The sequence below is a fragment of the Bradyrhizobium semiaridum genome, from assembly GCF_020329505.1.
In the GTDB taxonomy this organism is placed as follows: domain Bacteria; phylum Pseudomonadota; class Alphaproteobacteria; order Rhizobiales; family Xanthobacteraceae; genus Bradyrhizobium; species Bradyrhizobium semiaridum.
The window spans coordinates 13,000-35,440 of record NZ_JAGKJJ010000024.1; the positions used below are offsets into that span (position 1 = coordinate 13,000).

A 22,441-nucleotide genomic window follows, 5' to 3' on the forward strand; every position below is an offset into this window, starting at 1 on the left:
ACGCGGCGCATGCGCCGGCCGGCGCTGCGGCGGGGCATGGCGAATGCCGCGACCGGATTGCTGCTTGCGCTCGTCGCGCTGCTGACATCGCTGTCGCCGGCCAAGGCCTGGTGGAACGATGAGTGGCAGCTGCGCAAGAAGATCACCATCGATGTCAGCGCATCCGGCGCCAACGTCACCGATCCGATCGGCACCGCGCCGGTGCTGGTGCGGCTGCATGTCGGCAACTTCCGCTTCAACTCGGCGAAGGACGATGGCAGCGATCTCAGGTTCGTGGCCGGCGACGACAAGACGCCGCTGAAGCATCACATCGAGAAGTTCGATTCCCTGCTCGGTGAGGGTCTGGTCTGGGTCGCCGTGCCGAACCTGTCGCCGGGCACCAAGAACGATATCTGGCTGTACTACGGCAACAAGAAAGCGATCGCGACCGGCGATCCCAAGGGCACCTACGATCCGGATACCCAGCTGGTCTATCACTTCAACGAGCGCGGCACGCCGGCACTCGATTCCTCGGTCTGGGCCAACAATGCGCAGAGCGTCGGTCAGCCCGCGGACGGCTCGTTGATCGGCACCGGCCTGCGGCTGGACGGCCGCGCGCCGCTGACACTGCCTGCTTCGTCCTCGCTGGCATGGCCCGAAGGATCCGCGCTGACCTGGTCGGCCTGGATCAAGCCGGCGGCGCTGCAGCCGAACGCCGCGCTGTTCAGCCGGCGTGACGGCGCCAATGCGCTGGTAATCGGTCTCGACAACGGCATTCCGTTTGTCGAGGTCACCAGCGGCGGCTCCGCGCAGCGCACCGGCGCCGGCGCGCCGATCGCGGCGAGCACGTGGCACCATGTGGCCGTCATCGCCGCGAACGGCCAGGTCACGCTCTATCTCGACGGCGTGTCCTACGCCTCGCTCGGCGCAACCGTGCCGGCACTCAATTCAGTTGGCCTGATCGGAGGGGACACGTCGACCTCCAACGCTTCTCCGATCGCGCCTGCGACGGCCCCGTCCGCAGCGACATCATCAGCGCCCCCTGATGCATCGACTGCGGACGGTGGCGCCGCGGCTGCCGCCACGCCCGATGCCGCTGCCACCCCGGCGCCCGCCGCCGCGATGGCCGGCTTCGCCGGCGACATCGACGAACTGCAGATCAGCAAGATCGCGCGCCCGGCCGGCTTCATCAAGGTCATGGCGATCGGGCAGGGCCCCGACCAGGCCAAGCTGATGACCTTCAGCGTCGACGAGGAAACCGCGAGCTGGCTGTCCGGCTATTTCGCGGTGATCCTCAAATCGGTGACGCTCGACGGCTGGGTCGTGATCGGCTTCCTCCTGATCATGGCGGCGGTCAGCTGGGTCGTGATGATCGACAAGGCCTCGTATCTCAACAAGCAATCCAAGGCGAACGCCCAGTTCATGAAGGGCTTTCGCGAGATCGCCGCCGACCTGACCATGCTCGATCGCGGCGATGCCGACGATGTCTCGACGCTGGGCGGCCGTCTCACCGAGGCCGACGCCAAGATGATGCGCTCGTCTTCGCTCTATCGCATCTATCACATCGGCGCCGCCGAGATCCGCCACCGCTTCGTGGGTAGCAACGGCCAGCAGCGTGCACCGGTGCTGTCGGCGGCGGCGATCGCGGCGATCCGCGCGTCGCTCGACAGCGGCGTGGTCAAGGAGATGCAGCGGCTCAACCGTTTAATGGTGGTGCTGACGATCGCGATCTCGGGCGGACCGTTCCTCGGCCTGCTCGGCACCGTGGTCGGCGTCATGATCACCTTCGCGGCGATCGCGGCGAGCGGCGACGTCAACGTCAATGCGATCGCGCCCGGCATCGCCGCCGCGCTGGTGGCGACGGTCGCCGGCCTTGGCGTCGCGATCCCAGCGCTGTTCGGCTACAACTATTTGATCTCGCGCATCAAGGACCTGACCAGCGACATCCAGGTTTTCGTCGACGAGTTCGTGACCAAGATGGCGGAATTCTATTCCGCCGACCGGCCGGACCCGATCGAACACCGCATCGCGGCGGAGTAACGGCGATGCAGGTCCAGAGCGACGCCAAGCCGTATGACGACATCAACATCACGCCGATGTTGGACCTCGCCTATGTACTGCTGGTGATCTTCATCATCATGACCACGGCCACGGTGCAGGGGCAGAAGGTCAACCTGCCCAAGGCCTCGGCGGCGCCGAGCCTTGCGACCCAGACTACCAAGGCGATCACGGTGGCCAATGACGGCAAGATCTTTCTCGACACCGTTCCCGTCACCCTGGCCGAGCTCGAGCAGCGTCTGATCCAGCAGAAGGCGCTGACGCCGGAGTTTCCGGTGGTGCTGCGCGGCGACGCGCAGGCGCAGTACCAGAGCGTGATGGACGTGTTCGATCTGCTCAGCCGCATCGGCCTGACCCAGGTCGGGCTTGCCACCAAGCCGCTCGTGAAGTGAGCGGTCCGAGAAGCGCCGCCATGACCACGCCGATGTCGCCATTCGTACTCAGACAGCGCAGGACGCTGCGGTCCTGGCTGAGCAGCGTGTTGCGATCGTTCGATCATGGCAGAAACGCCGGGGGTCATAGAGGCACCGCGCCGGTGTTGCCGGCGGTGCTCCGCACTGCCATCGATCCTGAGCCCCGCGTGATCCCGCCTCGCGCTGACGCGAGCGAGGAGATGCGCGGCGAAGTGGTGGCATTTCCTCTCCATGGCGAGGCCCTGCTGGTCAGGCTGGCGGACGTGTTGCGCCAACGCGTCGCGGGCCGGCAGCCGGCTCACAATCCGCTGTGGCTGACGATCTCGCGGACCCCGCGCACACGGCTGTCGATCGATCGCACGGCCTATGTGGATTACGTCAGCGAGGCCTCGACATATCGCGCTGCGATCGAGGCGGCGCCGGACACCAAGGTCATCCTGAAGACCACGAATTTCGATGCGCTCGCCAGCTTCGTCATGCAGTACATCGATGACCGGCTGCTCGACCGCGCGCCCGTGGAGGCCGCGCCATGAACGTGCCGGTTCGAAACGAGAAAGCACCGGCCGCGTCCGGCGAGAATCAGGCCACTGCGACGACCGGAACGGCTTCGGCCCCGCCGCCGCTTGCCGGCAAGCCGGCCGTCCGCAGCAAGGAGCGTTCGCTGCTGCGCCACGGCGCGGTGGTGGTGCCGGTCGCGATCTTGATCTGCGGCGTCATCTATTTCCTGCTGCGCTCTGACGATATGCCGCCGCCGCGTCAGGTGCGCGATCTCACCATCGTCAACGTGACGCTGCCGCCGCCGCCTCCTCCGCCGCCACCGCAACAGCCGCCGCCCGAGCAGAAGATGGTCGAGCAGCCCAAGATGGCAGAGCCCGAGTTCAAGGAAGAGAAGCCGGTCGATAAGCCGAAGGACGAGCCGGCCAAAGAGGCGAAGAACGACGAGCCGCCCGGTCCGCTGTCGCTCGACGCCAAGGCGACCGGGCCCGGCGATCTCTTCAATCTCGGCGGCAAGCCCGGCGGCAGCCCCTATGGCGGCGGCGGCGGTGGCGGCGGCAGCCGCTGGGGCTGGTACGCCACCATCGTGACCTCTCAGATCGAGGCGGCGATCCGCGCCAATCCGAAGACGCGAAACATGACCACGCAGATCCAGGTGCGGCTGTGGGCCGACAGCTCCGGCCGTATCAGCCGGGTCGTGCTGACGCCGTCGACCGGCAACGCCGAGATCGACGCGGCCCTCCGCAACGAGGTGATCGGCAGCCTGACGCTGCGCGAGCCGCCGCCGAAGGACATGCCGATGCCGGTGGTCACGCGCGTCACCGCGCGGCGGCCGAGCTGACGACACGCGACGTTTCAAACTATTCAATGTGCGAGTGAGAACTGGGGGACTGATGTTTAGGATCAAAGCTGACGCAGAGTGGCACGTCTTGCCGCTTGCGGTGTCGCTGAGCGCGCTCGCTTGCATCACGCCTGCCTTGGGCCAGAGCAACGCCGATCAGGCGGCCCCGGCCAAGCGCACCGAAGCCAGGCGGCCGACGGTGTCGAGCGCGAAGCCGACGTCGCCGAACGCCACCATCAACCTGGTCAACCTGCTGGTGAAGCAGGGCGTGCTCAAGGAAGAGCAGGCTCAGGCCCTGATCAAGCAAGCGGAAGACGAGGCCTATGTCTCGCGCCAGGCGGCAAAGGATGCATCGAGCAAGGCCGACGAAGCGACCAAGGCTGCAACGGCGGCCGCAGCGGCGGCGCAGCCGCCTGGAACCAAGCACGTCACCTATGTACCCGAGATCGTCAAACGGCAGTTACGTGAGGACATTAAGAAAGAGGTGATGGCCAAGGCACAGCAGGAGAACTGGGCGTCACCCGGCACCTATCCCGAATGGGCGCAGCGCATCCGGTTTTACGGTGACGCGCGCGTGCGCTATCAGGGCAGCTATTTTCCGACCGGCAACGACCAGGCAGGTGCGGCCAATTACAACGCGATCAACACCGGCCCACCTTATGACGTGTCGAGCCCGATGTTCGGGCCGACCTACGACGCGACGCAGGATCGCAACCAGTTCCGTTTCCGCGGCCGGCTCGGCATGGAAGCGGATTTGCTCTACGGGTTCACCGCGGGCCTGCGCATTGCGACCGGCGAGAACAGCTCGCCGGTGTCAACCAACCAGACTCTCGGCGGCGGTGGCGGCAATTTCTCGAAATACGGCGTGTGGCTCGATCGCGGCTACATCAACTGGCAGACCTGGGGCGGCGATCTCAGCCTTTCCGCAGGCCGCTTTGACAATCCATTCTGGTCGCCGACCGATCTCGTCTGGTACCGCGAGCTCGGTTTCGACGGCTTTGCCGTTCAGGCCAGGCATGAGGTCTTTGAAGGCTTCACATCGTTTGCGGTCGCTGGTGCGTTTCCGATCTACAACACCGATTTCAACGCCGGCAACAATCTGCCATCCGATCCGACCAACCCCGATGGATCGCCGCCGAGCAAGTTTCCGAGTCACGACAAGTGGATGTTCGGAGGCCAGGTCGGCTTCAATGCGCGTGTCAGTCCGGAATACGCATTCCGTTTCGGCGTTGCCTTTTACGACTTCGATAACGTCCAGGGGCAGCTATCGAGCCTTTGCCAGGTCAGATCGGCATCCGATGTCTGCGATACCGACCTGACCCGGCCATCCTTTGCGCAAAAGGGAAACACATATTTCCCGCTGCGCAACATTATGCTCGATCCACCCGGAACGGGTAACAATACGGGTGGAACCAATGCCGGTCTGTACCAGTACTTCGGCCTTGTCAGCCAGTATCGTCCGGTGGTCGCGAGCGGCCAGCTCGATATCGGAGTCTTCCACCCAGCCCACATCGTGCTCGATGGCGAGTATGTGTACAACACCGCATTCAGCCGCTCCTACATGAACTCGCAGGCGGCCATCTACGGCTTCCTGATGAACAACCGCGCAGCCAGCCCCGATCAAGGGGTTACGCCCGGTCCATTCAACGGCGGCAACCAGGGTTGGCTCGGGCGCGTCACGGTCGGCAACAGGGAGATCAAGCATCTCTGGGACTGGAGCGTTCATGCCGGCTACAAGTATCTTGAATCGGACGCGACCCTCGACGCCTTCGCGGACTCCGACTTCGGTCTCGGCGGCACCAACCTCAAGGGATACTTCCTTGGCGGCAGTGTCGGTCTCGGCGAAAACGTCTGGGCGACGTTGCGCTGGATGAGCGCTAACAGCATTGCCGGCAACCCCTATGCCGTCGACGTCCTGCAAGTCGATCTCAACGCGAAGTTCTGACCATGCGCATCGCTCTCTTGATCCTGATCGCGGTGCTTGGAGCGTTGAGCTCCGGCACCGCGTCCGCCCAATCCGAGACCGACCGGCTGCGCGATGCCTTGCGCAACGCGACGGCGCAGACCCGTGCCCTGGAAGACCAGCGCACCGCGTTGCAAGCCAAAATCGCCGATGCCGAACGCAAGACGGCGGAGGCCAAGAAGGAGGTCGACGGCCTCAAGGCGCAGCTGAAGAAGGCCGAGAAAGAGCACCGCGACGCGGTCGAGGAGTTCAATCAGCGGCTCGCCGAACGCGACGATACGCTGGAGAAGTGGAAGGCGGCCTATGAGGAGGCCGCCACCGTCGCCCGCAGCAAGGACGCCGAGCGCGCCAAGTTCGAAAGCGAGGCCACCACCTACAAGGCCTCGACCAAGAGCTGCGTCGCCAAGAACACCCAGCTGGTCAAGGCCGGCAAGGATCTGGTGCAGCGCTATCGCGACGTCACGATCGGCGAGATCGTGGTCGCGCGCGAGCCTGCGCTCGGCTTGCGCCGGGTCGAGATCCAGAACCAGCTGCAGGAAACCCAGGACAAGTTCCTCGATCAGAAGGTCAATCCATGAATAACCCCCACATCGTGACATCGCTGCGGTCGATCGGGATCGCAGCCCTCGTGACGGCTCTCGCCGCGCCGATCGATGTGTCGGCGCAGCCGGTGACGCCGCCGCAGCAGCCGCGGGCGGTGCAGGCCCCCGCCAGGCCAAAAGCGCAGCCGCAGGCCGCGGCCCAAGCTGCCGCCACGCCGGCGCCCGCGCCTGCTGTTGCCGCGCCGGCGCCGGCAGCCGGAAAGGCAGCCGGTGCCGACGACATCATCGCGCGCGTCGGGGATACCAACGTCTCGGCCGACGATCTCCGCAGCTATGTCGCCGCGCTTGCGCCGCGTGAGCAGGCCGCGCTGGCCAAGGATCCGGCCGTGCTCAGCCAGGCCGTCCGCCTGCTGCTCGCCAACCGCCTGGTGCTGCAGGAAGCGCAGGCCAAGAAATGGGATCAGCAGCCCAATATCGCCGCCCAGCTCAACCGGATGCGCGAAGGCGCGCTGGTCGAGCTCTATCTGCAATCGGTGTCGACGCCGCCGGCCAACTTTCCGAGCGAGGACGAATTGCAGAAGGTCTACGACGCCAATCGCGCCGCCTTCCTGATGCCGCGCCAGTTCCAGCTGGCGCAGATCTTCATCGCCGCGCCGAAGGAGGGCGACAAGGCCGCCGAGGACAAAGCGAGGCAGGATCTCGACGACGTGCAGCGCAAGCTGAAGGCGCCGGGAGCGGATTTCTCGGCGATCGCGCGCGGCGACAACAATGCCGCCAAGGACTCCGGCGACCTCGGCTGGGTTGCGGAAACCCAGATCCGTCCGGAGATCCGCAGCCAGGTGATGGGGCTGGCCAAGAACACCGTCTCCGAGCCGATCAAGCTCGACGACGGCTGGCACATCATCAAGCTGATCGACACCAAGGCGTCCTACACCCGCACCCTGCCGGAGGTGCGCGAGCAACTGGTGCAGCAGATCCGCTCCGAACGGTCGTCGATCATGCGGCGCGCCTATCTCGCCGAGCTGCTCAAGCAGCATCCGCCTGTTCTCAACGAACTCGCGCTGTCGAGCCTGCTCGACGCATCGAGGAATTAGCACGGAGACCACGATGTCCGAGACCATCACCGGCCTCACCCTCGAGGCCTTGCGCGATGCCTTCCAGAATGTCGGCTACCGCGTCGAGACGCTGACCGATCCGGTCGCCGGCACCAGCTACCTGCGCTCGGCGACGGCGGGCCTCGGCTTCGAGATTCGGCCGGGCAATAGCCTCGTTGGCGACGACCAGAATTTTGTCGATGTCATGCTGGTCTCCACGCTGCAAGTGCAGGGCGAGCTGCCGCTCGACCTCGTCAATCGATGGAACGCGACGCGGCGGTTCGGCCGGTTGCAGCTCAGCCCGCCGTTTCTCGCGTTCTGCCTCGACGTCTCCGTCGCAGGCGGCGTGGCGCCGAACTATCTGCGTGCCCAGATCGAGATCTGGGACCGTCTGGTCCAGGAGCTGATCGGCTATCTGCGCGAGGAGCTGCCGAAAGTCGCCGCTGCGAACAATGCCGCCGCGGCGGCCGCGCAGGCAGGGTCAGCCGCTCAGCAGCCCGCGCTTGAGCGCACGGCTGAGCAGGGCGCGGGAGCCACGATCCAATAGCGGTGCCGGAGTTCGGCGATCGATCATGACCGCGACGATGACGGGGGCCTTCACGATGGGCAGGAGCTGTTCCGGGCAGCGGCGAATGCTGCCCGGTTCGGCGCATCGTGCAGGCGGACCTGTCGCCGTTGCCGCTGCGCTCGCCGCAGCCGTTGTCATATTTCCTGGCCTGACGCGGCCAGCCGCCGCTGAGACTGACGCCGCGACGTCGTCCTTCAGCACGCGTTTTGCCGCGGTCGAAGCGGCCGAGCCCGAAGCAGGAACGACACCGTCCGAACCCGCGTCCAAATCCGCCGAGCCGGCCAAAGATGCTGCCAGGGATCCGCCCGCCAGGAATGACAACGCGGCGCCGCCCAAGACTCAGCTCAAGCTTCCGTTCACCAGCCGGACCGACGCCGTCTCCGGTGCGCGCGCGCGTTATCGCGCCGCGATCGAGAAGGAGACCGCCGGAACGGGACTCGCGCCGGAGATTGCCGAGGCCGTCATGGGCGTGGAAAGCGGCTACAATCCCGACGTGATCGGCGGCGTCGGCGAGATCGGGCTGATGCAGCTGTTGCCGTCGACCGCCCGCATGCTCGGCTTCACCGGCACGCTCGCCGAGCTCGCCGTGCCCGAGACCAATATTCATTACGGCGTGATGTATCTGGCGCGGGCATGGCGGCTCGCCGGCGGCGACCTCTGCACCGCGACCATGAAGTATCGTGCCGGTCACGGCGAAACCCGGTTCTCCCATCTGTCCGTCAACTATTGCGTCGCGGTGCGCGCCAGGCTTGTCGCGCGCGGCTTTCCGGTCACGGGAACCGTCCCGGTCGCTACCTTCGGCGAGCCCGCCCGCGGTGGCGGGGGTGGCGGATGTGGCCGCAAATGTCTCGGCGGTGCGCGGATCGGGCGAGTCGATCTCGCCGCGCTCAACACGCGGCTGAATGCGCTGGTGGTGCAGGTCCGGGGTGGACGGTAACCCGCGACGCATTGATATCGATGTCGGGGCTTTCTACCGTCTGAGAACAGTCAGGTTCTGCAAGGAGCGGCACCGATGAAATCAATCGTGTCAGCGATCGCCATTGTCGTGCTGGCCGGCCTGCCGGCGCAGGCACAGGAACACACGACGCTGCCGGGAATCATCGTCGGCGCGCCGCCGCCGGTCAATCTCAACCGCGACGGCGGCAACGGCGCAGGCCGGGCCGCCACCGGACGAGGCACCGGTCAGGAGCGCTGCGGCGATGCCGCAGCGAGCGGCGGCCAATCGCTCGGCTGCATCAACGAGCGGCTCAGGCAGCAGGTCGACCGCGTCAATCCGCCGGTCACCAACACGGCGCCGATCGACGCGAAGTCGCAGGATCTCAAGGTCGGCGTGGTGAACGTCCCGGCGGTGCAGCAGCAATATGGACGCAACTTCGGAGTCTCCGCTTTTCCCTATCGTCCGGCAGCGCCGGTGTACACCTCGCCGGTCGGGCATCGATGAATCCGCGGCGATCGGTGAAGATCGCCGCCCTTTTGGCGTGATGCGTCACATTTCCGCCTACGGGTGTATGGGAAAATGGAGAGAGCAACGGCTTGCTGATCGCATGCGCAAATCGGATGTGACCTGTCCCCAATGCCAAGCCGGGTATCGCCGCATCGAATTGACGTCGAAGGGCGGTGTCGCCGGCGAGTTTCGCTGCCTGGTGTGTGACCATCTGCTGGAGCAGATGGACGGTTCGACCGAGATCGCCCTGCGGCTGACCGTGCAGCCGAACAAGACATCTTACGCCACCTAAAGCATGATCCGGAAAAGTGCAAAGCGGTTTTCCGAGAAGATCATGTTCAAACAAAGAGCTAAAGCGCGATGACGATTCAACCAAATCTCATCGCGCTTTAGACCCGTCGATGCTGGCGCACGGTCACTCCGCCGCGTGCGGCACCCCGGACGGCTTGTTGGCCTCGGCCTTGCCGCGAGGCAGCACGGCGATCGCGACCAGCGCCGCCGCGAAGCCCGCGGTCGCGCCGACGCCGAGCGCCCAGCGCGGGCCGAGATGATCGGCGACCCAGCCGACGATCGGTGCGCCGATCGGCGTGCCGCCGAGCGCGACGCCGAGCCGCAGCGCCATCACCCGTCCGCGCATCGCCGGCTCGGTCGAAAGCTGCATCAGCGCGTTCGAGGTGTTGGTGACGGTCAGCGCCGCGAGGCCGATCACCACCAGCGCGGCGGCGAACAGCCAGTAGTTCGGCGCCAGCGCGGCCAGCGTGCAGCCGAGGCCGAAGATCGCGGCGCCCTTCAGCAGCGAGGCGAAGCGCGGCCGCTCGCGGCTTGCGGCGAGCAGCGCCCCCGACATCGTGCCGACCGCCATCATCGACGACAGCAGACCGAAGCCGCGCGCATCGGTGTGGAACACGCCGACTGCCATCGTCGAGATGAAGATCGGGAAGTTCAGCCCGAACGTCCCGATCAGGAACAGCATGATCAGCATCACGCGCAGGTCGGAGCGGGACCAGACGTAACGAAACCCTTCCGTAAGGCCGCCCTTGGCGCGGTGCGCGCGCGGATTGGGGCGCAATTCGGAGCGGCGCAGCAGCGACAGCGAGGTCAGCACCGCCATGAACGACATGCCGTTGGCGAGGAACGCCCAGCCGGTGCCGACCGAGGCGATGACGAGGCCGGCGACCGCCGGGCCGATCATGCGCGCGGCATTGAACGTGGTCGAGTTGAGCGCGATCGCGTTCGACAGATCGGCATCGCTGACCAGCTCGGCGACGAAGGTCTGACGCACCGGCGCGTCGAACGCCGCGCTGCAGCCGAACAGGAAGGCGAACACATAGACGTGCCAGAGCTGCACCAGCCCGGTGACGGTCAGAATTCCGAGGATCAGCGACAGCGTGCCCATCGTCGCCTGCGTCAGCATCAGCAGCCGGCGCTGGTTGAAGCGGTCGGCGGCGAGGCCGGTCCAGGGCATCAGCAAAAGTTGTGGTCCGAATTGCAGCGCCATCACGATGCCGACGGCGGAGGCGCTGTGATTGGTGAGCTGGGTCAGCACCAGCCAGTCCTGCGCGGCGCGCTGCATCCAGGTTCCGATGTTGGACACCAGCGCGCCCGCAGCCCAGACCCGGTAGTTGAAGTTCCGTAGCGATCGAAACACGTGCCTCATTGTCGCTCGGGCTCGTTGCCGCCATGAAACCGGCCGAAGTGCCGCGCGAGGTAGAGGCCGATCACGAGTCCGCCGAGCAGGAGCGCGACGACATGGCTCGTCGTCCGCAAGCCGAACTCGCCGACACGGCAGACCAGGAGATATCCGATCAGGAGATTGAAGAAGCCCCATGCGATGTTGACGGTTGACGACGAGAGGCCTTCGCCCCGCGGTTTCGCGAACGGGGTCTGGAACGGCTGGCCCATCATGCCGGCCACGACATGTGGAATGGCATTGGTGAGGAAGGCGCCGCCGAAGAAGTAGGCGACGAGGTCGAGCCCGTCCATGCGCGTGTCCTTTGTCAATCGTCGATCAGCCGCTTCAGCAGTCCGACCGCGGCGGCCAGTTCGTCCTGTTCGCGCGGCGTCAGCCGCGCCGTGATGGTGCGCGACAGCCAGTCCTGCCGCGCGGCGCGGCCGGCGCGGATTCGCTCGCGGCAGGCGCCGGTGAGGGACATCAGGGTTTGCCGTCCGTCGTCCGGGTCGGGCGTGCCGCGGACATGGCCCGCGGCCTCGAGCGCCGCGATCGCCGAGCTCATCGATTGCGGACGCATCCCTTCGGCGCGGGCCAGGCTCGACACCGTCGCCGGACCATCCTTTTCGATGCGCAGCAGGACCGCGACCTGGGACGGCGTCAAATCGTCGTGATCGCCCTGCTCGCGCAGCCGGCGCTTCAGCCTTCCGACGAGCAAGCGGAGGTCTTCGGCAAGCGCGGACGCGCGCGCAGAGGCAGGGCGGGCCGGTGAGGTGCTCATGCCGGCCTCAATAGCAGATATGAAGGTAAACTGTAAAGATAATCTTTGCAGTTTACCTGCCGAACCTAATTCGCGGCGCCGTCGGTTGCATCGCCATAGATGTCCCGCGCGCGCTTCGTGACCGTGGCGTAGCGCGCCGTCGCGCTGAGGCTCATCAGGCCGGCGCGCACCAGCCCGAGAATGGCGCGCCGCGAATGGAACGGTCCAGTCTTGCTCGCGGCGTAGCCGCGCGGATAGAGCTGCAGGCGGCCGGCGAGCGCAGCCTGCAACGCCAGCTTCTGCGTCGCGCTCACGCGGCGGCGCCGCAGGGGCTTCGTCGCCTCGGCCAGCATGCGCAATTCGGTGCGCGAAAGTCTTTGTGGCGCGGCCGTCATCTGTCAGCTCACACTTGGGTCGGACCGCACCGCCTTCCCGAGGCGCGGCCCACCTTGGAGCGCCGTGTCGCGGGCAGGGGCCCGTCGCGGCGTGCGGACTTCGTCATGGTGAATCAGAACCGCATTTTGCGCGGCAGTAACATCTGACGAAGGTCAGGATCGGTTATGACGAAAGTCATATTCGTTTGCGGCGGCGCATGGCTTACGCCAGAGTGGGCGGCTCGCCGAGCTGGATTTGGGCAACGCATGATCGACCTGAGCGCGGACTTGCTTGCGGCCGCAGAGGCCGATGTGATCGGTCTCGCCGTCATCGGCGCCGACCGCAAGATGGTGCGCAAGATCGGACGGCTGGTCGAATGGCTTCCCGCCGCGGGTGCCGATTGCTGCGAATGCATGCTGCTGGTCGGAATGGAAGATGAGCTCGCGGCGCTGGCCGCCGGGCGGCGGGACAACATCGCGCTCGCCGGCGTGCGCGGCGCGGCGCCGGGGATCGCCCAGCCGGTCACCGCGGTGGTGCTGTGGAACGGCGCGCGGTCGCACTATTTCGTTATCGCGATGCCGGACTTCGCCGCGCGTCAGGTCGAGACGCTGCTCGGCAGCGAGCGGCGCGCTCGCCGCCTGATGGAGCAGCAGCTCGAGGCGGCGAGCGCCGAGGTGCGCTTTGCCTCGCTGGCGCGCACGCGGCTGCGGCTGGCGCGCGATCTGCACGATACGCTGGTGCATTCGATCGTGGCGCTGCTGACCCAGATCCGCCTCATCAGGCATTTCCTGTCGGCCGATCCCGCGCGGGTGGCGGACAGCCTTGCCACCGCGGAGAACGCCGCGGCGAGTGGCCTCGCGCGCGCCCGCGAGGCGATCGCCCGGCTGCGCATGCCCGACGATCTGAAGCTCGAGCCCGATGTCGATGGCTTGCTCGCCGATTTCGCTGAGCGCAGCGGTGTCGCGGTATCGACCCATATCGACGAGCGGGCGCGCGACGGCTTGCGCGATTGCGCGCTGACGGTGCAACGGATCCTCAATGAGGCACTGCGTAATGTTCAGACCCATGCGCAGGCGCGGCAGGTGACGTTTCGCGCCTTCGAGGAGCCGGCCGCTTCCGGCCGCAAGCTGATCGTCGAGATCCGCGACGACGGCCGCGGCTTCGATCCGGCCATCCCGACACCAGGACATTTCGGATTGATCGGCATGGCCGAATTTGCTGAACTCGTCGGCGGAACTTGCGTGGTGCAGAGCGCGCCGGGTCTCGGCACGCTGGTGCGGATCGCGCTGCCCGTGGCCGCGCCGCCGGCTGCGACGCGCGGCGTGCTGGCCGATTGAGCTGCGGCCTGCGATGATTGCGGCGACTTCAAGAGGATGACGAAGAGCTCGTGAGCAAGATCGACAAGGTGCGGGTGCTGATCGCCGAGGATCAGGCGTTGATCCGGGAGGGCATCGCGACGCTGCTCGCCCAGCAGAACGACGATTTCGAGATGCTGCCAGGCGCAGCCGACGGCGAGCAGGCGATCGAGTTCGCGCGCCGCTACCGGCCCGACGTCATCCTGATGGACTTGCAGATGCCGCGCGTCGACGGCATCGCGGCGACCCAGCGCATCCTGCGCGAACTGCCGCACACCCACATCGTGGTGCTGACGACGTTCGAGACCAACGACCTGATCTTCGAGGCGGTGAGCGCGGGCGCCAAGGCCTATCTGTTGAAGGACGCCAGGATCGACGAAATCGCGACGACCATCCGCGCCGTGATGAACGGCCAATCGGGGCTGTCGCCGAGCGTCGCCGCGCGCATCCTCGACGAGTTCAAGCGGCTGCGCGGCCCGCGCGTCTCGGCCAAGCTGCCGGTCCGCGACGGCCTGACGGCGCGGGAGAATGAAATTCTCACGCTGATCGTCGAAGGCAAGAGCAACACCGAGATCGGCGAGCGGCTGCATTTGGCCGAGGGCACGGTGAAGAACTATGTCAGCACTATCCTGGAGAAATGCCAGGTCAAGAACCGTACAGAACTCGCAATAAAGGCAATAACTTACTAGGATTAATTGCCCGCGCTTGGACGCCCGCCGGTTTCATCCCCGCACTATTGCTCGCCTCGCTCTGGGCCGGGCCATTGAAATTGGCTATAGGATTGTTCTGGATTGCTTTTTGGCTTGCAGCCGGATCGCGCAGCTTGAGTAAGTAAGGAATGACCATGAAGGGAAACGAGCGCCAGACCAAGGGTCCGGACGGACTCGCAAATGCCGCGCCGGCCGGCAATGGCACGGATACAGCGGCGCATGCCATGGCGGCGATCGACCAGGTCCGTGATCTTCTGTTCGGGGGCGCGCAGCGCTCGATCGAAGGCAACCTCGCAGGCCTCCGCGAGGAGATGCAGGCGTCGCTGAAGCAGATGCAGGCGGATTTTGCCAACGAGGTCGCCGCCCTTCAGGCGAGGGTCTCGGATCTCGAGCGCGACACCGAACAGAAGCGGCTCGACTCGCTGAAGGATATCGGTTCGGCCATCTCGCAGCTCGGCGCTGCGATCAGCGGATTGGGATCCGGCCGTACGGGAAAATAGCATGGCAGCTGCTGCCGGCCAGAACCGCGAGATCGAGCAGCTCAAGACATTGCTGTTTCAGCCGGAGGCGACGCGCCTGCAGTCGCTGGAGGCGGAGCTCGGCTCGCTGCAGCAATATGTCGGCAACGCCGATCGCCTGGAGGCGGCCACGGCCAGCATCCTGGTCGAGGCGCTGGAGCGCGCCGAAGTCAGCCGCCCGCGCGAGCTCGCCAACGCGATCGCGCCCACCGTGGTCTCCGCGATCAGGAGCGAGATCAAGAACTCGCGCGAGCTGATGGTCGAGGCGCTCTATCCGATCGTTGGCCGGTTGGTCAGCGCCGCCGTCGCGAACTCGTTCCGCGAAATGGTCGCCTCGCTCGAGCAGCGCATCAACAACCTGACCTCGGCCCAGCTCTGGGTCGGGCGCATCAAGTCGCTGGTCACGGGACGTCCGATCAGCGAGTTCGTGCTGGCCGACAATCCGCCGCGGGTGAAGCGGCTGTTGATCATCGAGCGCGGCAATGGCCGCCTGGTCGCGGACTGGAAGCGCGATGAAACCCCGGACGAGCGCGCCGATCTCTTGAGCGCGATGGTCGCCGCGATCCTGGAGTTTTCCGTGCAGGCGCTCGCCGGCGAGGGCAATCTGCAAACGCTCGATTTCGGCGGCCGCGAGATCGCGCTGCGCGCTTCGCCGCGCTTCATCCTGGCGGCGGAGTGCCTCGGCCCGCTGCGGCCCTCGGACAATGCCCGGATCAATGCGGTGTTCTTCGATGCGATCGAGCGCATCGACCGCGGCGCGGACTGCGATGTCAGGATGCTGGCCTCGCTCGCGACGTCGATCGAGACCGATGAATTGCCACGCAAGGCGACGGGCCGGCGCGGCAAGGTCATCCTGTTCGGCCTGCTGGCGGGTGCCGCCGCGCTGCTGGTCTGGTTCGCCGCAGTCTCCGTCACGCGCAGCCTCCTGGAGAAGCGGACGTACGCGGCGTTGGAGCAGCTTACGGCCAGGCAGCCGCTGCTGGCGTCGTTCCCGCTGCGGCTCGACTTCGATCATGGCAATCGAAGCGTCACGGTATCCGGCATCGAGCCGAGCCAGCTTGCGACCGCGCCGATGATCGAGACGCTTGCGGCAGCCGCGGCGCCGTACCGGGTCATCGATCGCATCGGCCTCGTGTCCGGACCGGAGCAGCAGGCGGCGGCCGAAGCCGGCATCGCCGGCGTGCAGCAGAGCCTGGCGCGCCTGCAGGCAAGCCTCGACCAGATGCGCGATGCGATGGCAGCGCAGGCGAAATCGGGCGAGCAGCAAGTTGCCGGCCTCAGCCAGCAGGTCGACAGGCTCGGCGGCCAAATCGCAAAGCTTGGCGAGCAGGCGGCCGGGCTCGAATCCGTCGTCGACGGCCCGGCCGCGCGGCTCGGCCGCTTCATCGGCTCGACCGCGATCTTCTTCAACAACAATTCCGACAGCTTCCTCGACAATGACCAGGCCGAGCAGCAGATCCGCGAGCTCGCGGGACTGCTGGCGAGCAACGACCTGAGAGTGCGCATCGTCGGCTATGCGGATCAGAGCGGCACGGAAGGCACCAACCGGACGCTCGGCCGCAAGCGGGCGGAGCAGGTGACGAACCGGTTGACGGCGCTCGGGATCGAGCCGTCGCGGCTGATCCTGGTATCGCGTGCGGCGACCATGCCGATCACCGACCGACTCGATGCAACGACCGGCGGCAATCGGCGGGTGTCGTTCGAAACCGTCTATCGAGGCGAAGTGGCGCGCTGATGCTGACCGCGAAAGTCATGCTGCTCGGCGATATGGGGGTCGGCAAGACGTCGATCCTGTACCGCCTCGTCTATGACCGGTTCGAGGGCCAGTACAAATCGACCCTCGGGGTCGAGATCCTCAGCCACGACGTCGCGGCGGCGGATGGCAGCGAGCCGATGCGGCTCGTGCTGTGGGACACCGACGGCGATTTCGGCACGCAGATCTTCGACACGGTGTACGTCACCGGTGCGGCGGCTGCGATCATCGTCTCCGATGTCACCCGTCCGCAGACGGTGGCGCGCATGGTCGAGCTGGTCCGCGGCTTCGAGGCCCGCTTCCCGGGCCGGCCGTACAAGGCGCTGCTGAACAAGATCGACCTTCCGGAGGCGGCGGGCAGCGCCGGCGCGATCGGCGAGCTCGCCAGGTCGAGCGTCAAATCGGTGAGCGCCAAGACCGGCGCCGGCATTGCCGAAAGCTTTGCCGAACTCGCCGCGGTCATTCGCCGCCGGCAGCTGTAATCGTCTTTCGTCTTGGCAATGACGGATAGAGCTGCGTCGGCCGCGTCATCACGACGCGCAATTCTTGTCAGCCGCCCCGGCTACACGGGGCTGGCGAATCGGGGCCGAGGCGGCTGACTTCATCGTACGTGGGGCGCACGATGAAAGGGTTTTAGCGCGCGGTCCGTTCAGCACCACACGCTGCGCGGCTGACTGCATCACGTCGCCACGCTTTCCGAAAGTGACGATGGTCATCTTCCGCGCGTCCGGCCGCCTGCCTATCGTCCGCCCCATCGCTGGACCCAACCACGCGATTTCAGGCGCACGGAGTGAAGGATCATGAGCATTTTTGGAAGCATCATGGGTGCAATCTTCGGCCACGCGGCCCAGGCCCAAACCCCTGCGGCGACGCCCGCGGCAGTGCCGGCCGGCTCATCGGCGCCCGCAGCACCGGGCGCGGCTGTGCCGCAGACCGTCGATGTTGCCGCGATCGTCGACAAGGCCGCGGCCGCGACCGGCGAGCGGCTGGCGTGGCGAACCTCGATCGTCGACCTGATGAAGGCGCTCGGCCTCGACAGCAGCCTCGCCGCGCGCAAGGAGCTTGCGAAGGAATTGCACTACACCGGCGACACCAGCGACAGCGCCACGATGAACGTCTGGCTGCACCAGCAGGTGATGACGAAGCTCGCCGCCAATGGCGGCAAGCTGCCGGATGACATCAAGAAGGCCTGAGCGCCGGCGCCAAAACCGTGCGAGACGTCCCACGCAAATGCGGGCCGCCTCGCATGCGTTGCAGCGATTTGTACCGCGTGAGGAGAGTCGCAATGGCTTCGCATGACCTCGCCACCATCGATAAGTCGCGGCCTGCCGGCAGCAACACGCTGCAACCGGCCGCGCCCGTCAAGGCAAGCCTGGCGCTGGCGGCGCTGCTGCTCGGCGTCGTCGGCGCCGTCGCGCACGCCGATAATACGACGAGCGAGCCGCGGCCGCCGGCGCCCGTCGATGCGCAGCGCACCGCGCAGAATCCGCCGCCGGCGCGGGTCATCCTGCCGGCACCCTGGGAGCCGGCCACGGCCACGCCGTCTGCCACCGCGCAGGCCGCAACGACCAGCCGCAAATAGGCCGGTGGCCCTTCTATCATTCATCTTTCAGAGGAGATTACGCATGCTGAAGGAATTCAGGGAATTCGCCATGAAGGGCAACGTCGTCGATCTCGCCGTCGGCGTGATCATCGGCGCGGCGTTCGGTGCCATCGTCAGCTCGATGGTAGCCGATATCATCATGCCGGTGATCGGCGCGATCACCGGCGGTCTCGACTTCTCCAACTACTTCACCGCGCTCTCCAAACAGGTGACGGCGACCAATCTGGCCGACGCCAAGAAGCAGGGCGCGGTGCTGGCGTGGGGCAACTTCCTGACCTTGACGCTGAACTTCATGATCGTCGCTTTCGTCCTGTTCATCGTGGTCCGTCTGATGAACCAGCTCAAGCGCGAGGCGCCGGCCGCGTCCGCCGAGCCGCCGAAGCCGACCAGGGAGCAGGAACTGCTCGGCGAGATCCGCGACCTTCTGAAGGCGCGCGCGTGAGGGGCGATGGGGGCATCGCGCTCACGGTCCAGCACTGGAGTCACAGCCATGCCAGACGAGGTCAAGCTGCCCCGTAAATTGTCCCAGGAGCCTGACGCACCGGCGCCGCTCCGACCCAGTCACGAGCGGGTCATCGAGGAGCTGGACCGCTGGGCCAACAGCGCCGGCCTGCAGCCGCCGACGGCGAGCGAGGGAAGGCGGAGGGATCGCAAGCGCTCGCGTGGATGAAGAGAGCCTGGACGATCAGGGCCGCATCGCGGTCGCGATCAGCGCGGTCGACGGAATTGGAAAGAGATCGCCGACCCGTCCGCGCTCGATCTCGTCCCAGAACGCGCGCGCGACCGCCTCGCGCTGCGGTAGGTCGAGCGCACTCCAATGCGTGGCGAACGGCAGCAGCCGGTCGACGCCGTCGAGATCGGCAACATTGAGCTCGAAGTCACGCGTGACTTCGGTGATTACGGGATGCGCGAAGCCGGCGGCCGTGACCGCCGCGGCAAGCCGCTCGGGATCGGCGAGCTCGGCGAGGCCCGCCGCCGGCGGCGGACCGATGCTGTCCGGATACAGTGCCCGCACGATCTGCGAGACCAGCATATGCACGGCACCGCCGTCGGCGCTGTTCCAGACTGCGATCGCCGCCAATCCGCCCGGCCGCGTCACCCGCGCCATCTCGCGCAGGCCGGCGCGCCAGTCCGGAAACAGCATCACGCCGAACACCGACAGCACCGCGTCGAAGGCGGCATCCGGCAGCGTCAGCGCCTGGCCGTCCATCTGCCGCGCGTCGATGTTCGGCAGCCCATGCGCGCGCACCCGCTGCACCATGCCGGCGGAGAAATCGATCGCGGTGACCGCAGCGCCGGTGCGCGCGGCGGCCAGCGCGGCGGCACCGGTGCCGGTCGCGACGTCGAGCACTTTTGATGACGGACCGATCGCCAGCGTCGCGAGCGCGGCCTCGGCGAAATGCGTCGTGAACGGCTGCGCCTGCGCCTCATAGGTCGCGACCATGCGGTCCCAATGCGCGGGATCGTTGAACGGCGGATGGTGCGCCGGCTCATCTGGCATGGATCTGGTCCTCGATGGTCTGCCGGTGTTTTGCCAGCCGGCGCTTGAAATCGCGCGCGAGCGTATCGAGCGTCACGGCGCCGAGCCGCTTCATGAAGATCGCCTCGACCTCGCGGAAGGCATCACCGAGTGCGTCGTTGACGGCCTGCTCGACCAGACAGCCGGGATTTTCCGAGCGATGGCCCATCGCGATGATGGTCGGCGCGCCGACCGCGCGATAGATCTCCGCAAGCGTGATGCCGGACGCATCGCGCGCCAGCGTCCAGCCGCCACCATGGCCCTTCTCCGAACGGACGATGCCTTGCTCGCGCAGCCCTGCCATCACGCGCCGCACCACCACCGGGTTGGTCGCCATCGCCTTGGCAAGCTGTTCCGACGTCACGGGCTCGCCCGCTCCGATCATGTGGAGCAGGCCGTGCAGCACGCTGGACAGACGGCTATCGCGGATCATGTAACTTCATATGTTACATGATGGCGTGTTCGTCAAGAGTGCGGCTGACCACCGAGTTCGCCGCGTCGCCGCCGGCGAGCGCGCGCTGCTGCTTCTGGAGGCGGCGGAGGGCTGATCGTAGAGCATGATCCGGAAAAGTGCGAAGCGGTTTTCCGGAAGACTCATGCGCAAACAAAGAGATAAAGCGCGATGCGACTCAACTCAATCTCATCGCGCTTGAGGCTGCCGACAGCCGGATCCGGAATTTGCTGTCGGTTCCCTTGGCGAAGCGCAGCAGTCTCTTGGTGTTGGGAAGAGTCTGGCCGCTTTCGAGCCGGGCAATAGTGGACTGACTGGTCCCCATCCGGGCTGCCAGTTCGGATTGCGACAATGCCGCGCGCCGGCGCGCGCGCAGAAGCTCGGCGGCAATCTCAAACTCGGGCGCAAGCGCGTCGTACTCGGCCTCGACCTTGGGATTGGCCAACAGGCGAGCCGTCAGCTTTCCGAACGGAACGGCCATACGATCCTTCTTGCCGCCGCAGCGCCAGGACACTTCCACGCTATCTCATTTCTGAGATGGCGTGAATCTGCGGCGCGCGCCTGCTGTCACCCCGCGCTCATCCCCTGCGCGCCGCCGAGCAGCTTGGCGTTGAGCCGGCCGCCATCGAACAGCATCTCGTTGACCGCGGTATCGATATCGCCGGTGGTGACCTCATTGCCGTCATCGCGGACGATGCTGGTCTGGGCGAGGCGGCGCATCAATTCCTTGATGAAGGCGGCGCTGACGCCTGCGGTGCGGCGCACCGCCTCGTCGATGATCGGCGGCTGCAGCGGCAGGTCCTTGCCGTAGAGCCGTATCAGCTTGCGGCGTCCGATCTCGTCGGGCAGCGGCACCTCGATCGCCTGGTCGATGCGGCCAGGCCGGCCAGCCAGCGCGCCCTCCAGCTCTTCCGGCCGGTTGGTGGTGAGCACGAACAGGATGTCGCAATCCTCCTTCAGGCCGTCCATTTCGTTGAGCAGCTTGTTGAGCAGCGATTCCTCGCACGGCCCGTCCATCTGCTCGCGGCTGCGCGCGATCAGGTCGACGTCCTCGATCACGACCATGCTCGGCTGCAGCAGGCGCGCCAGGCTCATATAGGCGCCGAGCATGCCGACCTGCTCGGCGGTGATGATCAGCGTGGTATGGCCGGGCAGGTTGGTGGCGAGATAGCGGATGGTGTGGGTCTTGCCGGTGCCGGGCGGGCCGTAGAGCAGGATGCCCTTGCGGGTCGACTGGCCGAGCTTGCGCAGGAGATCGCGGCTGCCGACGAAGTCGAGCACGTTGCGCTCGAGCAGCCGCAGCGTCCGGTCCGGCAGGATCACGGCATCTCGCTCGACGGTCGCCAGCCGATGCACGGTCACGCCGCGCGAGCGGCCGCGGTAGTCGGCGTCCCCATCCAGCGAGAGGATCTTGCCACGATAGGACCGTGCTCCATCCACCGCAGCTTCCAGCTCGGCGAAGATGCGCTTCGCAAAGTTGCTGCCGGCAGCGCCGGTGGGCACCGCGAGCTCGATCCGCAGACCGGACTCACGGCCGTATTCGCGGTGGAAGGTCAGCAGCACCGCGTAGCGCAAGTCGCCGCTGCAGCACAGCCACAATCCATTGACGAGGCATTTCACCGGCTCACCCTCGCCGATATCGACGTCGTGATATTGCGGTGGCGCGATCGCCGGCGTATTGCGGCCGCCCATCATCAGCGCCGCGAAGTCGACGGTCTCGTAGCGCGATGCCTCGTGAAGGCCGAAGAAGTGCAGCGGCTCGGTGAACAGCCTGTCGATCGCGATCTGGACGTCGGCGCGCATGTGACCGGGAAACTGCCGTGACCGCGTCACGATCTGATGGCGCATTCCGGCGAAGTGCCATTCGAGCGCAGTGAAGGCATATCTGAACTCGTCGCTGGGCACGTCCTCCGAACTGCTTCGCACGGACAGCATGCACTCCGTGCACAGGCAAACCGTGCCGCCGTCGATGAAGATATCGGTCACCGGTTTCTGTCCGTCACAGAGCGCGCACGGGCGAACCGCCTCGGCCGGCTCTGCCGTGATCCGCAACGGATGGTCATCGCTGCGGATCAGCTCATTCGCGGCGTCCAACAGGGCCCTTGCCACCGGGGCAGGGTAGGGACCGCAGCTGATGCCGCCCTCATCCCAGATCTGCGCAGCAAGCGCGATGCCTTCTCTCTCGGACTTGCCGAACACCGTGCGCAGCAGATGCTGCACGAAGTCCAGCGGGGTCTCTCGTTCATCATGAAGGAAGAGCCGGACTGGCCCAGTCTCGGCAATCTTGTCGTGCACGGGAACCTCGATACGCAATGACGGGAAAAGAACAAA

The 22,441-nt window shown here is 66.3% G+C and carries 27 protein-coding genes; 19 read left to right on the top strand and 8 right to left on the bottom strand.

Going from position 1 to position 22,441, the window contains the following annotated elements:
• Positions 1 to 36 precede the first annotated feature (36 nt).
• The 11 genes from J6500_RS24245 to J6500_RS24295 all read left to right on the top strand — a co-directional run bounded on the left by J6500_RS24245 (position 37) and on the right by J6500_RS24295 (position 9,689).
• Positions 37 to 2,019 (top strand): DUF2341 domain-containing protein, encoded by a 1,983-nt coding sequence (locus J6500_RS24245; RefSeq protein ID WP_225715267.1) that lies wholly within the window; start codon positions 37 to 39, stop codon positions 2,017 to 2,019.
• A gap of 5 nt (positions 2,020 to 2,024) precedes the next feature.
• Positions 2,025 to 2,429 carry an ExbD/TolR family protein gene (locus tag J6500_RS24250; protein WP_211983246.1) on the top strand — a complete coding sequence of 135 codons (405 nt, stop codon included), beginning with the start codon at positions 2,025 to 2,027 and terminating at the stop codon, positions 2,427 to 2,429.
• A 20-nt stretch (positions 2,430 to 2,449) separates the two neighbouring features.
• Positions 2,450 to 2,983 (top strand): hypothetical protein, encoded by a 534-nt coding sequence (locus J6500_RS24255; protein WP_225715216.1) that lies wholly within the window; start codon positions 2,450 to 2,452, stop codon positions 2,981 to 2,983.
• Positions 2,980 to 3,786, top strand: coding sequence for a TonB C-terminal domain-containing protein (locus J6500_RS24260; protein WP_225715217.1), 807 nt, complete (start codon positions 2,980 to 2,982; stop codon positions 3,784 to 3,786). Before J6500_RS24255 ends, J6500_RS24260 begins: the two co-directional genes overlap by 4 nt.
• A gap of 52 nt (positions 3,787 to 3,838) precedes the next feature.
• On the top strand, positions 3,839 to 5,731 hold the full coding sequence (locus J6500_RS24265) for a putative porin (protein ID WP_225715218.1): 1,893 nt from the start codon (positions 3,839 to 3,841) through the stop codon (positions 5,729 to 5,731).
• Positions 5,732 to 5,733: 2 nt separating this feature from the next.
• Positions 5,734 to 6,327 carry a hypothetical protein gene (locus J6500_RS24270; protein ID WP_225715219.1) on the top strand — a complete coding sequence of 198 codons (594 nt, stop codon included), beginning with the start codon at positions 5,734 to 5,736 and terminating at the stop codon, positions 6,325 to 6,327.
• On the top strand, positions 6,324 to 7,385 hold the full coding sequence (locus tag J6500_RS24275; protein ID WP_225715220.1) for a peptidylprolyl isomerase: 1,062 nt from the start codon (positions 6,324 to 6,326) through the stop codon (positions 7,383 to 7,385). Before J6500_RS24270 ends, J6500_RS24275 begins: the two co-directional genes overlap by 4 nt.
• A 13-nt stretch (positions 7,386 to 7,398) precedes the next feature.
• Positions 7,399 to 7,932 carry a YbjN domain-containing protein gene (locus tag J6500_RS24280; RefSeq protein WP_225715221.1) on the top strand — a complete coding sequence of 178 codons (534 nt, stop codon included), beginning with the start codon at positions 7,399 to 7,401 and terminating at the stop codon, positions 7,930 to 7,932.
• 25 nt (positions 7,933 to 7,957) lie between these two features.
• Positions 7,958 to 8,890, top strand: a complete 933-nt coding sequence (locus J6500_RS24285) for a lytic transglycosylase domain-containing protein (RefSeq protein WP_376707853.1) — start codon at positions 7,958 to 7,960, stop codon at positions 8,888 to 8,890.
• A gap of 75 nt (positions 8,891 to 8,965) precedes the next feature.
• Positions 8,966 to 9,394 carry a hypothetical protein gene (locus J6500_RS24290; protein WP_225715222.1) on the top strand — a complete coding sequence of 143 codons (429 nt, stop codon included), beginning with the start codon at positions 8,966 to 8,968 and terminating at the stop codon, positions 9,392 to 9,394.
• A 103-nt stretch (positions 9,395 to 9,497) separates the two neighbouring features.
• Positions 9,498 to 9,689: a hypothetical protein gene (locus tag J6500_RS24295; RefSeq protein WP_225715223.1), complete on the top strand. Its 192-nt coding sequence runs from the start codon at positions 9,498 to 9,500 to the stop codon at positions 9,687 to 9,689.
• Between the two features lie 123 nt (positions 9,690 to 9,812).
• Here J6500_RS24295 and J6500_RS24300 read toward each other — a convergent pair whose 3' ends face one another.
• The 4 genes from J6500_RS24300 to J6500_RS24315 form a co-directional block, all read right to left on the bottom strand.
• A complete protein-coding gene (locus J6500_RS24300; RefSeq protein WP_225715224.1) occupies positions 9,813 to 11,054 on the bottom strand; it encodes an MFS transporter in 1,242 nt (413 codons plus the stop codon).
• Positions 11,051 to 11,380 carry a hypothetical protein gene (locus J6500_RS24305; protein ID WP_225715225.1) on the bottom strand — a complete coding sequence of 110 codons (330 nt, stop codon included), beginning with the start codon at positions 11,378 to 11,380 and terminating at the stop codon, positions 11,051 to 11,053. Before J6500_RS24305 ends, J6500_RS24300 begins: the two co-directional genes overlap by 4 nt.
• A 14-nt stretch (positions 11,381 to 11,394) precedes the next feature.
• Complete coding sequence (locus tag J6500_RS24310; protein ID WP_225715226.1) at positions 11,395 to 11,847, bottom strand: MarR family winged helix-turn-helix transcriptional regulator; 453 nt, start codon at positions 11,845 to 11,847, stop codon at positions 11,395 to 11,397.
• Between the two features lie 65 nt (positions 11,848 to 11,912).
• Positions 11,913 to 12,221: a hypothetical protein gene (locus J6500_RS24315; protein ID WP_225715227.1), complete on the bottom strand. Its 309-nt coding sequence runs from the start codon at positions 12,219 to 12,221 to the stop codon at positions 11,913 to 11,915.
• A gap of 246 nt (positions 12,222 to 12,467) precedes the next feature.
• On the opposite strand from J6500_RS24315, the gene J6500_RS24320 reads away from it, so the two are divergent.
• The 8 genes from J6500_RS24320 (at position 12,468) to mscL (ending at position 18,582) form a co-directional block, all read left to right on the top strand.
• Positions 12,468 to 13,538: a sensor histidine kinase gene (locus J6500_RS24320; protein WP_225715228.1), complete on the top strand. Its 1,071-nt coding sequence runs from the start codon at positions 12,468 to 12,470 to the stop codon at positions 13,536 to 13,538.
• A 50-nt stretch (positions 13,539 to 13,588) separates the two neighbouring features.
• Positions 13,589 to 14,245, top strand: a complete 657-nt coding sequence (locus J6500_RS24325) for a response regulator transcription factor (protein ID WP_225715229.1) — start codon at positions 13,589 to 13,591, stop codon at positions 14,243 to 14,245.
• A 149-nt stretch (positions 14,246 to 14,394) separates the two neighbouring features.
• A complete protein-coding gene (locus J6500_RS24330; protein WP_225715230.1) occupies positions 14,395 to 14,766 on the top strand; it encodes a hypothetical protein in 372 nt (123 codons plus the stop codon).
• 1 nt (position 14,767) lies between these two features.
• Positions 14,768 to 16,519, top strand: a complete 1,752-nt coding sequence (locus J6500_RS24335) for an OmpA family protein (protein ID WP_225715231.1) — start codon at positions 14,768 to 14,770, stop codon at positions 16,517 to 16,519.
• On the top strand, positions 16,519 to 17,019 hold the full coding sequence (locus tag J6500_RS24340) for a Rab family GTPase (RefSeq protein WP_225715232.1): 501 nt from the start codon (positions 16,519 to 16,521) through the stop codon (positions 17,017 to 17,019). The genes J6500_RS24335 and J6500_RS24340 overlap by 1 nt, the downstream gene beginning before the upstream one ends.
• A 318-nt stretch (positions 17,020 to 17,337) precedes the next feature.
• Positions 17,338 to 17,730 (top strand): DUF3597 domain-containing protein, encoded by a 393-nt coding sequence (locus J6500_RS24345; protein WP_225715233.1) that lies wholly within the window; start codon positions 17,338 to 17,340, stop codon positions 17,728 to 17,730.
• 92 nt (positions 17,731 to 17,822) lie between these two features.
• On the top strand, positions 17,823 to 18,119 hold the full coding sequence (locus J6500_RS24350) for a hypothetical protein (RefSeq protein ID WP_225715234.1): 297 nt from the start codon (positions 17,823 to 17,825) through the stop codon (positions 18,117 to 18,119).
• 43 nt (positions 18,120 to 18,162) lie between these two features.
• Positions 18,163 to 18,582 carry a large conductance mechanosensitive channel protein MscL gene (gene mscL, locus J6500_RS24355; RefSeq protein ID WP_225715235.1) on the top strand — a complete coding sequence of 140 codons (420 nt, stop codon included), beginning with the start codon at positions 18,163 to 18,165 and terminating at the stop codon, positions 18,580 to 18,582.
• Positions 18,583 to 18,825: 243 nt separating this feature from the next.
• Here the strand turns inward: mscL and J6500_RS24365 are convergent, their stop codons facing one another.
• The 4 genes from J6500_RS24365 to J6500_RS24380 form a co-directional block, all read right to left on the bottom strand.
• On the bottom strand, positions 18,826 to 19,641 hold the full coding sequence (locus J6500_RS24365; protein WP_225715237.1) for a class I SAM-dependent methyltransferase: 816 nt from the start codon (positions 19,639 to 19,641) through the stop codon (positions 18,826 to 18,828).
• Positions 19,631 to 20,092, bottom strand: a complete 462-nt coding sequence (locus J6500_RS24370) for an Rrf2 family transcriptional regulator (protein ID WP_225715238.1) — start codon at positions 20,090 to 20,092, stop codon at positions 19,631 to 19,633. The genes J6500_RS24365 and J6500_RS24370 overlap by 11 nt, the downstream gene beginning before the upstream one ends.
• A 196-nt stretch (positions 20,093 to 20,288) precedes the next feature.
• Complete coding sequence (locus tag J6500_RS24375; RefSeq protein WP_225715239.1) at positions 20,289 to 20,630, bottom strand: helix-turn-helix domain-containing protein; 342 nt, start codon at positions 20,628 to 20,630, stop codon at positions 20,289 to 20,291.
• Between the two features lie 47 nt (positions 20,631 to 20,677).
• On the bottom strand, positions 20,678 to 22,405 hold the full coding sequence (locus tag J6500_RS24380; protein WP_225715240.1) for an ATP-dependent Clp protease adaptor ClpS: 1,728 nt from the start codon (positions 22,403 to 22,405) through the stop codon (positions 20,678 to 20,680).
• Positions 22,406 to 22,441 lie beyond the last annotated feature (36 nt).

Excerpts from the sequence above, each read along its gene's own strand:
- J6500_RS24305 (WP_225715225.1), bottom strand. The coding sequence starts at position 11,380 with ATGGACGGGCTCGACCTCGTCGCCTACTTCTTCGGCGGCGCCTTCCTC.
- J6500_RS24260 (WP_225715217.1), top strand. The coding sequence starts at position 2,980 with ATGAACGTGCCGGTTCGAAACGAGAAAGCACCGGCCGCGTCCGGCGAG.
- J6500_RS24255 (WP_225715216.1), top strand. The coding sequence starts at position 2,450 with ATGACCACGCCGATGTCGCCATTCGTACTCAGACAGCGCAGGACGCTG.
- J6500_RS24270 (WP_225715219.1), top strand. The coding sequence starts at position 5,734 with ATGCGCATCGCTCTCTTGATCCTGATCGCGGTGCTTGGAGCGTTGAGC.
- mscL (WP_225715235.1), top strand. The coding sequence starts at position 18,163 with ATGCTGAAGGAATTCAGGGAATTCGCCATGAAGGGCAACGTCGTCGAT.
- J6500_RS24250 (WP_211983246.1), top strand. The coding sequence starts at position 2,025 with ATGCAGGTCCAGAGCGACGCCAAGCCGTATGACGACATCAACATCACG.
- J6500_RS24275 (WP_225715220.1), top strand. The coding sequence starts at position 6,324 with ATGAATAACCCCCACATCGTGACATCGCTGCGGTCGATCGGGATCGCA.
- J6500_RS24365 (WP_225715237.1), bottom strand. The coding sequence starts at position 19,641 with ATGCCAGATGAGCCGGCGCACCATCCGCCGTTCAACGATCCCGCGCAT.
- J6500_RS24265 (WP_225715218.1), top strand. The coding sequence starts at position 3,839 with ATGTTTAGGATCAAAGCTGACGCAGAGTGGCACGTCTTGCCGCTTGCG.
- J6500_RS24330 (WP_225715230.1), top strand. The coding sequence starts at position 14,395 with ATGACCATGAAGGGAAACGAGCGCCAGACCAAGGGTCCGGACGGACTC.
- J6500_RS24300 (WP_225715224.1), bottom strand. The coding sequence starts at position 11,054 with ATGAGGCACGTGTTTCGATCGCTACGGAACTTCAACTACCGGGTCTGG.
- J6500_RS24350 (WP_225715234.1), top strand. The coding sequence starts at position 17,823 with ATGGCTTCGCATGACCTCGCCACCATCGATAAGTCGCGGCCTGCCGGC.
- J6500_RS24280 (WP_225715221.1), top strand. The coding sequence starts at position 7,399 with ATGTCCGAGACCATCACCGGCCTCACCCTCGAGGCCTTGCGCGATGCC.
- J6500_RS24345 (WP_225715233.1), top strand. The coding sequence starts at position 17,338 with ATGAGCATTTTTGGAAGCATCATGGGTGCAATCTTCGGCCACGCGGCC.
- J6500_RS24285 (WP_376707853.1), top strand. The coding sequence starts at position 7,958 with ATGACCGCGACGATGACGGGGGCCTTCACGATGGGCAGGAGCTGTTCC.
- J6500_RS24245 (WP_225715267.1), top strand. The coding sequence starts at position 37 with ATGGCGAATGCCGCGACCGGATTGCTGCTTGCGCTCGTCGCGCTGCTG.
- J6500_RS24335 (WP_225715231.1), top strand. The coding sequence starts at position 14,768 with ATGGCAGCTGCTGCCGGCCAGAACCGCGAGATCGAGCAGCTCAAGACA.
- J6500_RS24290 (WP_225715222.1), top strand. The coding sequence starts at position 8,966 with ATGAAATCAATCGTGTCAGCGATCGCCATTGTCGTGCTGGCCGGCCTG.
- J6500_RS24320 (WP_225715228.1), top strand. The coding sequence starts at position 12,468 with ATGATCGACCTGAGCGCGGACTTGCTTGCGGCCGCAGAGGCCGATGTG.
- J6500_RS24295 (WP_225715223.1), top strand. The coding sequence starts at position 9,498 with ATGCGCAAATCGGATGTGACCTGTCCCCAATGCCAAGCCGGGTATCGC.
- J6500_RS24340 (WP_225715232.1), top strand. The coding sequence starts at position 16,519 with ATGCTGACCGCGAAAGTCATGCTGCTCGGCGATATGGGGGTCGGCAAG.
- J6500_RS24370 (WP_225715238.1), bottom strand. The coding sequence starts at position 20,092 with ATGATCCGCGATAGCCGTCTGTCCAGCGTGCTGCACGGCCTGCTCCAC.
- J6500_RS24310 (WP_225715226.1), bottom strand. The coding sequence starts at position 11,847 with ATGAGCACCTCACCGGCCCGCCCTGCCTCTGCGCGCGCGTCCGCGCTT.
- J6500_RS24315 (WP_225715227.1), bottom strand. The coding sequence starts at position 12,221 with ATGACGGCCGCGCCACAAAGACTTTCGCGCACCGAATTGCGCATGCTG.